This window comes from Acinetobacter sp. YH12241, from assembly GCF_013417535.1.
GTDB lineage: Bacteria > Pseudomonadota > Gammaproteobacteria > Pseudomonadales > Moraxellaceae > Acinetobacter.
Window position 1 is genome coordinate 276,229 of record NZ_VPDQ01000001.1, and the last position, 6,926, is coordinate 283,154.

The following is a 6,926-nucleotide window of genomic DNA, read 5'->3' on the forward strand; positions in this document are numbered from 1 at the left end:
CAATCTTTGCCGTTTATGATTATTAAGATTAGATAGAACAGCTATTTAATCATTATGACGATCCTCTCAATTGGAGATAATTACATGAAGCAACCTGTTCGCGTTGCCGTTACTGGCGCTGCTGGTCAAATTGGTTACAGCCTATTATTCCGTATCGCAAGCGGTGAAATGCTTGGTAAAGACCAACCAGTTATTCTTCAATTATTAGAAATTCCTGTTGAGAAAGCTCAGCAAGCGCTTAAAGGCGTAATGATGGAACTAGACGACTGTGCTTTCCCATTATTGGCGGGCATGATCGGTACTGATGATCCTAAAGTAGCTTTCAAAGATGCAGACTATGCTCTATTAGTTGGTTCACGTCCACGTGGTCCTGGTATGGAACGTGCTGACCTGCTTAAAGTAAATGGCGAAATCTTCATTGGTCAAGGCCAAGCACTGAACGAAGTTGCTAGCCGTGACGTTAAAGTTCTTGTTGTAGGTAACCCTGCGAACACTAACGCTTACATCGCAATGAAATCTGCTCCAGATCTTCCAGCGAAAAACTTCACAGCAATGTTGCGTCTTGACCACAACCGTGCGTTAACTCAACTTGCTCAAAAAGCGGGTGTTGCAGTTTCTGACATCGAAAACATGACTGTTTGGGGTAACCACTCTCCAACAATGTATGCTGACTACCGTTTTGCGAACGTAAACGGCGAAAGCTTGAAAGACAAAATCAACGATGCAGCTTGGAACAAAGACGTATTCCTTCCAACTGTTGGTAAACGTGGTGCTGCGATCATCGAAGCACGTGGTTTGTCTTCTGCTGCTTCTGCTGCAAACGCTGCAATCGACCATATGCGCGATTGGGCTCTTGGCACAAACGGAAAATGGGTAACTATGGGTATTCCTTCTGACGGTTCTTATGGTATTCCTGAAGGCGTAATGTTCGGTTTCCCTGTAACTACTGAAAACGGTGAATACAAAATCGTTCAAGGTCTTGAAATCGACGAATTCAGCCGTGAACGTATCAACGTTACACTGAACGAGCTTGAAGAAGAGCGCGCTGCAGTTGCTGACATGATCAAATAATTTAATCTTTTTAAGATTAAGTTAAAAAAGCACTCCATTGGGGGTGCTTTTTTATTGCTATTTCTAAAAAATTTAAAGAACAAAAAATAACATCTTGTGAAGGAGGGACAACTGAACTTTGCGAGTGGCTCATCTAGTTTAATAAGAAGAATCATCAACAAAAGAGGAGGTACTGAGATGTTAGAGCAGCGACCTACCATGGAACTTTTTTTTGAGCAACTCGGCTTGGATTCAAGCCCGGAAGCAATCGATGAATTTATCAAAACCCATCAGATTGGGATGGACGTCCCCTTACATAAAGCTCCTTTCTGGACCAAAAACCAACATGATTTTCTGATTGGTCACTGGAAAGAAGATGATGACTGGGCAATTTTTGTAGATGTACTCAATGAGCAATTGCATATTGAGGCGGAAGGAAGTGGTTCTTGTGATCTACCTTCTTCTAAGCGTCAATAATATTTTCAAATCAATGAACTGATTATTTTTATGATGGAGTGAGCGAATGGTATTAGAACAGCAAGTGACTTTAGAATTATTATTTGAGCAATTAGGCTTGCCTGCTGATGAAGCATCAATTGATGAATTTACCAAAAATCATCAGCTACCATCAGACGTGATTTTGCCGGATGCAGATTTCTGGAATGAGGGGCAAAGCGCTTTTCTTCGCGAACACTGGCATCAGGATGATGAATGGATCGTAATCATTGATAAACTGAACCAGCTTTTACATGTCGAAAGTGATAAAGAAGGCCCTGAAAGCAATTAAAGTTTCTTTATACAAAAAGACACAACAAAACCTAGTTCTTTGACTAGGTTTTTTTTGTCTTATCTTATAAGTTAGTCCTATAAATAACTACAATATATCTGATATAAGGAGGGCATATGCTCGGGAAGAACCAACCATCCTTAGAACTGTTATTTTCTCAACTCGGCCTCGCTAACAGCCCGGCGGCAATTGAGCTTTATATACGTACTCATCAGCTACCTGCCCATATGTCATTGCATGAAGCACCGTTCTGGAATAAAGCGCAGCGTTCGCTGTTGATTAGTCATCTGGTACAGGATGATGACTGGGCAATCTGGATTGATGAACTGAATCAGCAATTGCATCTGGATGCAGATCGACGCCGTTTGGCTTGAGTAAATCAAATTAATTCATAAAAAATGCCTCATCAATGTGAGGCATTTTTATAGGAACAGATTTCGTTGTTTTAATGCATACGGCTACGCAGAATCTGGATAAACCATTCCAGTTGACGATATTCATCAAATGCCGGATGCTGGCCTACCAGTTCATGGTCAAAATGGGCCGTTTTACTGTATTTATTTAGCCAGTGACGAGTCATGGCAGGCTCTTTCTTACTGGCAGATGCATAAGCCAGGAAGAAATAAATATCCGCATGCTCATAATTGGTCATTGGTTTTAGAATCTGCTGGGTAATAAGCGCATAATGATCTTCTTTGGTCAGCTCAAAGTAGATCATATAGGCTTTGGCCAGGTGTAAAGACAGATTGATATACAAATCCAGTGGCATTTCTTCAAATTCAATCCGGCTCTGCTCCAGCAGAACAATCGCTTCTTGCAGGAAATGCACCTGCTCTTGACGTAACTGGCTAATAGTCACCAATTGCAGACGAAGATCCGCCCGTTCAAGCGCCAGCTCAGGCGTATTGCCATTTAAAAACAGCTGATCTGTTTCACCAATGCGTGCAATGATCTCTTTGGGGGTTGGTCGCATGAACGCAGTCCTTATATCTCAATGATTGCTATATGAGGCTGAAAATTGAAATTTAAAGCGTGGAAAAAGGATTAGAGCAAACAGGTATCACTTCTTAACCAGGCGGTGATTGATAAACGTTGATGTTTGGCTTTTAAAACTTCATGCATTAAATCACTTTGGAAGAAGGCAATACGGTTTGGTTTAGGCTGGATAATATGCCATTGATCATTTTTATCCTGCAGATGTAGTTCGCCGCCCCAGTTATCTTGCCAATCATCATGCAGATAATAAACCGCAGAAATCATCCGGCCATTTTTGCCTTGAGGATTATCGCGATGCAGGGCATAGAACTCACCCGCGTTATAGCAGGCAAAATGGGCTTCCACATCTTTAATGCCGAGGAAGAAAGCGCGGTTCAGCTCATGACCTAAAGCCTGTAAGGTTTGCACATGCTGGTTAGAAATTTCCAGATCTTCATTGAGCCAGAGAATGTGATCACTGCGGATATTGCTGACTACGCCATTCTGAATGGCTGCATCACGAAAGCGTTCCAGATTACTGGTACATTCAGCAATCAGCTGTTCAACATAGGATGGGGCATAAGCATTGTCGATCATGCTAAAACCATGCTGATCTAGATCATCAATAATCTGATCAACTGGCCAGGTTGCCGGGAGTTGAACTGCTTCCATAGAAACTCACCTAGAAGGGTAAATTGGGGTCGCGCTATTCTATGTAAGAATCGGGTCTGAACGAAACTATTTTTCATGTTAAAATAGCGGTTGATATTAGGAATTAATGAAACATGAATTACCGTCACCATTACCATGCTGGCAACTTTGCCGATGTCATGAAGCATGTATTGTTGCTTCAATTATTGACTCGACTCAATGCAAAAGATAAACCATATCGCTATGTAGATACACATGGTGGTGCAGGTAAATATGATTTATCCACCTCTGAAGCGCAAAAGTCAGGGGAATTCCTGAACGGTATTCATCGTCTGATCAAGCTGGATGATTCGGTCAAGCGTAATGCGCCAGAAGGCGTACAACAATATTTAAAAATTGTTGAGAAAATGCGTGAAAACTTTGGTAAAGGTGCATATCCGGGTTCACCTTGGTTTGCACTGGAAGGCATGCGTGAAATTGACAAGGCCACCATTTTTGAAATGCAGCGTGATGTGTTCCAGCAGTTACGTCATAACATTTTTGACAAACGCGCCGGTTTGCATGAGCGTGATGCGTATGAAGGCTTGCTCGCAGTCATTCCACCGAAAGAAAAACGTGGTCTGGTGATGATCGATCCGCCGTATGAGCTGGAGCGTAAAGACTTCCCACAGCTGGTTGAATTACTGGTTGCTGCTTATAAAAAATGGCCGACAGGCGTATTTGCAGTTTGGTACCCAATTAAAGACCGTGCCATGATTGAACGTTTCGAGAAGAAAATGTTCAAGACCGGGATTCGCCGTCAGTTGGTATGTGAAATCTGTGTATGGCCAGATGATACACCAGTGGGTTTAAATGGTTGTGGTTTACTGGTGATTAACCCACCTTGGAAGTTCTCTGAAGATGCAGACGAAGCGCTGCAATGGTTATTCCCGCATTTGCGTATGCAGGAAAATGGCGGTCATGCAGCAGTTCGTTGGTTAGTAGGCGAATAATATTTTAAAGATCGGGTCATAGTTAGGATCGACAAGAATGACAAGTACAAATAAGCCGGAACACGAATCTTCGAAAGATTTGCCATTTGATGGCATCACCTTCGAGGTGGAAGAGGTAGAGCATACCCAGGAAGGGCAAAGAGTTAAGCGTCGAGGTATCTATCTGTGGCCTAACCTGATTACAACCGCTGCGTTGTTATCAGGCTTTTACTCGATTATTGCCAGCATGAATGGTGAGTTTCAGCAAGCTATTTATGCGATTTTCTTGGCAGCTTTATTTGATGGTCTCGATGGTCGTGTGGCACGTGCGATTGGGGCACAAAGTCCATTCGGTGAACAGTTCGACTCACTATCCGATATGCTGGCATTTGGGGTGGCACCGGCTATTTTGATGTATAGCTGGGGATTAAGTGATTTAGGCCGTATCGGTCTGGCGGCTTGTTTTGTCTATACGGCTTGTGCAGCTTTCCGTCTAGCCCGCTTTAACGTTCAGATTGGAGTGGTGGATAAACGCTATTTTATTGGCGTTGCAAGTCCATTAGCAGCCGTCATTATTATTTCACTGGTCTGGGTAGGATTGGACTTCCCGGCTGTGTTTGATATTCGTGATTTTACTGTACAAATCATTAATGCTGCGATTATCGTAATCGTTGGCTTATTGATGATTTCTAATATCAAATACTATTCATTTAAAACCGTAGAGCGTAGACGGGTGCCGTTTTTCGTGTTGCCGATCGCGGTGTTTATCTTTGCAGCGATGACTTATAATATTCCGGTAGGGATTCTCGTGATCTCTGTCATCTATGCTTTGTCTGGTTTCCTTACAACCTTTATGGCAAAAAGACAGAGTACCTTATAACAATATAAAAATAAGGAGTTTGAGATGCAGTTTCTTCAAGATTTTCTAGATCGTTCGAAACAGCTGAATCAGACTCCTGCTGTTTCCCAGCATAATCTTGCCTATCATGGGCCAAACCAGAAATATAAAATTATTCATCAGGGCCTGACGCTTCCTGATCTGCCTGCACCCCTTCATTATCTTAATTTTCTTAGTATTATTGGTCAGCCTAATGCACCGATGTTGGCTAACCCGAGTGCTATTCAAACCAATGCACTGGATACAGCCACAGTAATCTGTAGTACCAGTCCGCATATGGCGGGACAATTAAATTGCTATTCAATCAAAAAGGATTGCAAGTTTCAGTATGGCCTGTTTCAGTTTCTAGATCGTGAAAAACTGACCGGCGACTTTCCACATTTTCGTTTACAACGTTTTGATTCTGAACTGGGCTTTGATCTCAGCATCCATACGACCAATCTGATTTCACACTTTACCCAAATGCGCTTTGCACTGGCTGATCATTGGTCTTTGCTTTGTTATTGTCAGGGCACCTTACATTATAAAGATCAGAAATACCTTATCGAGAGTTTAGGTAGTTTTGAATTTGCACGAAGCTTTAATTTTCCCTATTTGCCTTTAGCCTTTCTGACTTATCAGATTATTAACCTGAGTGAAGGACGGCAATTATTGTTGGCACAAATTCGAGATAGTCTGAACAGCATTGTGCAGTCACGAATTTATCTGCGTGACTTGAAAAATATGACCAGTCAAATGTTCGATCAAAAAGTCTATTTCAAGGTGCATCGGGTTTATCCGAGTGTGACTACTCCAAATGGGCAAAAGATGTATCTGCCGCGTGAGTTTGAATGGTGCTATGAAGATGGCAAAGGAATGCAGATCTGGCTGCAGGGACAAAGCCGAGGAGATTTCAAATTTGGTCTGGCTGCGGGTTATGTTGGAAGCTTTAATTACGAAGTTAGAATTAATGGCGAGACTGAGCATGGGGACGGGGGCTACTGTGAATATATAGATTGCCGCTCCTTGCGCTTTCAGGAACACAATAAAAAAGAGAAATTATTAAGTACATTGGCCAATCCTATACCTTTAATGCTCAAAAAATAGGGAAAATCGGCATTTTTGTAGAAATAATAATCAACTGAAGTATTTTCTTAAAAATAGGGGTTGCGCTTGCTTGGGATTGGTCTATAATGCACATCCATCGGCGGTGATGAAGATTAAAACTTCTGATAAAACAGTAACTTAGCATGAAATGGTTGAGTTGGGTTTTAGAAAGGAAGTTTAAAAATAATTTTCATTACTGGTTGACTTTCTAGAGATAGAGAGTAATATAGCCGACCTAGCTTGCTACTGACGAAGTAGTGAGAAGATCATTAAGAGATTATGAAGAACAACTTGTGTGGATTTTTACTGGTTGATTGATCGAAATTATTTTCATTGATTGATTGGTTTGAATTACTCGAAGTTTATTTGAGCGAAATTTAAGTCAGAAAATTGATGAGCCAAGTTTAAGAACTTTACTTATAAAGTTCGAAATGATTTTAACTGAAGAGTTTGATCATGGCTCAGATTGAACGCTGGCGGCAGGCTTAACACATGCAAGTCGAGCGGG

9 protein-coding genes and 1 rRNA gene are annotated in these 6,926 nt (G+C 41.7%); 8 read left to right on the forward strand and 2 right to left on the reverse strand.

Annotated elements, in window-relative coordinates; translation table 11 throughout:
• Positions 1-84 precede the first annotated feature (84 nt).
• The 4 genes from FTV18_RS01440 (at position 85) to FTV18_RS01455 (ending at position 2,211) form a co-directional block, all read left to right on the forward strand.
• Positions 85-1,071 carry a malate dehydrogenase gene (locus FTV18_RS01440; RefSeq protein ID WP_004786815.1) on the forward strand — a complete coding sequence of 329 codons (987 nt, stop codon included), beginning with the start codon at positions 85-87 and terminating at the stop codon, positions 1,069-1,071.
• Positions 1,072-1,248: 177 nt separating this feature from the next.
• A complete protein-coding gene (locus FTV18_RS01445; protein ID WP_004786814.1) occupies positions 1,249-1,527 on the forward strand; it encodes a DUF2789 family protein in 279 nt (92 codons plus the stop codon).
• Between the two features lie 46 nt (positions 1,528-1,573).
• The gene (locus FTV18_RS01450; RefSeq protein WP_005233812.1) at positions 1,574-1,837 is read left to right on the forward strand and encodes a DUF2789 family protein; all 264 of its coding nucleotides are present in this window, start codon (positions 1,574-1,576) and stop codon (positions 1,835-1,837) included.
• A gap of 116 nt (positions 1,838-1,953) precedes the next feature.
• Complete coding sequence (locus tag FTV18_RS01455; protein WP_104425715.1) at positions 1,954-2,211, forward strand: DUF2789 family protein; 258 nt, start codon at positions 1,954-1,956, stop codon at positions 2,209-2,211.
• Between the two features lie 71 nt (positions 2,212-2,282).
• Here FTV18_RS01455 and FTV18_RS01460 read toward each other — a convergent pair whose 3' ends face one another.
• Both FTV18_RS01460 and FTV18_RS01465 read right to left on the reverse strand, forming a co-directional pair.
• Positions 2,283-2,810: a hypothetical protein gene (locus FTV18_RS01460; protein ID WP_159122609.1), complete on the reverse strand. Its 528-nt coding sequence runs from the start codon at positions 2,808-2,810 to the stop codon at positions 2,283-2,285.
• Positions 2,811-2,881: 71 nt separating this feature from the next.
• On the reverse strand, positions 2,882-3,484 hold the full coding sequence (locus FTV18_RS01465; RefSeq protein ID WP_159122608.1) for a 2OG-Fe(II) oxygenase: 603 nt from the start codon (positions 3,482-3,484) through the stop codon (positions 2,882-2,884).
• Positions 3,485-3,597: 113 nt separating this feature from the next.
• Between FTV18_RS01465 and FTV18_RS01470 the strand changes: the two genes are divergently transcribed.
• The 4 genes from FTV18_RS01470 to FTV18_RS15620 all read left to right on the forward strand — a co-directional run.
• Complete coding sequence (locus tag FTV18_RS01470; protein ID WP_004786802.1) at positions 3,598-4,455, forward strand: 23S rRNA (adenine(2030)-N(6))-methyltransferase RlmJ; 858 nt, start codon at positions 3,598-3,600, stop codon at positions 4,453-4,455.
• A gap of 37 nt (positions 4,456-4,492) precedes the next feature.
• A complete protein-coding gene (gene pssA, locus FTV18_RS01475) occupies positions 4,493-5,314 on the forward strand; it encodes a CDP-diacylglycerol--serine O-phosphatidyltransferase (protein ID WP_005233819.1) in 822 nt (273 codons plus the stop codon).
• Positions 5,315-5,338: 24 nt separating this feature from the next.
• Positions 5,339-6,418 carry a DUF6670 family protein gene (locus FTV18_RS01480; protein WP_180012345.1) on the forward strand — a complete coding sequence of 360 codons (1,080 nt, stop codon included), beginning with the start codon at positions 5,339-5,341 and terminating at the stop codon, positions 6,416-6,418.
• Positions 6,419-6,856: 438 nt separating this feature from the next.
• Positions 6,857-6,926: ribosomal RNA gene (locus FTV18_RS15620) — 16S ribosomal RNA — on the forward strand; the annotation flags it as partial.

Coding starts and splice junctions, on each gene's coding strand:
- FTV18_RS01450 (WP_005233812.1), top strand. CDS start 1,574: ATGGTATTAGAACAGCAAGTGACTTTAGAATTATTATTTGAGCAATTA.
- FTV18_RS01460 (WP_159122609.1), bottom strand. CDS start 2,810: ATGCGACCAACCCCCAAAGAGATCATTGCACGCATTGGTGAAACAGAT.
- FTV18_RS01440 (WP_004786815.1), top strand. CDS start 85: ATGAAGCAACCTGTTCGCGTTGCCGTTACTGGCGCTGCTGGTCAAATT.
- FTV18_RS01455 (WP_104425715.1), top strand. CDS start 1,954: ATGCTCGGGAAGAACCAACCATCCTTAGAACTGTTATTTTCTCAACTC.
- pssA (WP_005233819.1), top strand. CDS start 4,493: ATGACAAGTACAAATAAGCCGGAACACGAATCTTCGAAAGATTTGCCA.
- FTV18_RS01445 (WP_004786814.1), top strand. CDS start 1,249: ATGTTAGAGCAGCGACCTACCATGGAACTTTTTTTTGAGCAACTCGGC.
- FTV18_RS01470 (WP_004786802.1), top strand. CDS start 3,598: ATGAATTACCGTCACCATTACCATGCTGGCAACTTTGCCGATGTCATG.
- FTV18_RS01480 (WP_180012345.1), top strand. CDS start 5,339: ATGCAGTTTCTTCAAGATTTTCTAGATCGTTCGAAACAGCTGAATCAG.
- FTV18_RS01465 (WP_159122608.1), bottom strand. CDS start 3,484: ATGGAAGCAGTTCAACTCCCGGCAACCTGGCCAGTTGATCAGATTATT.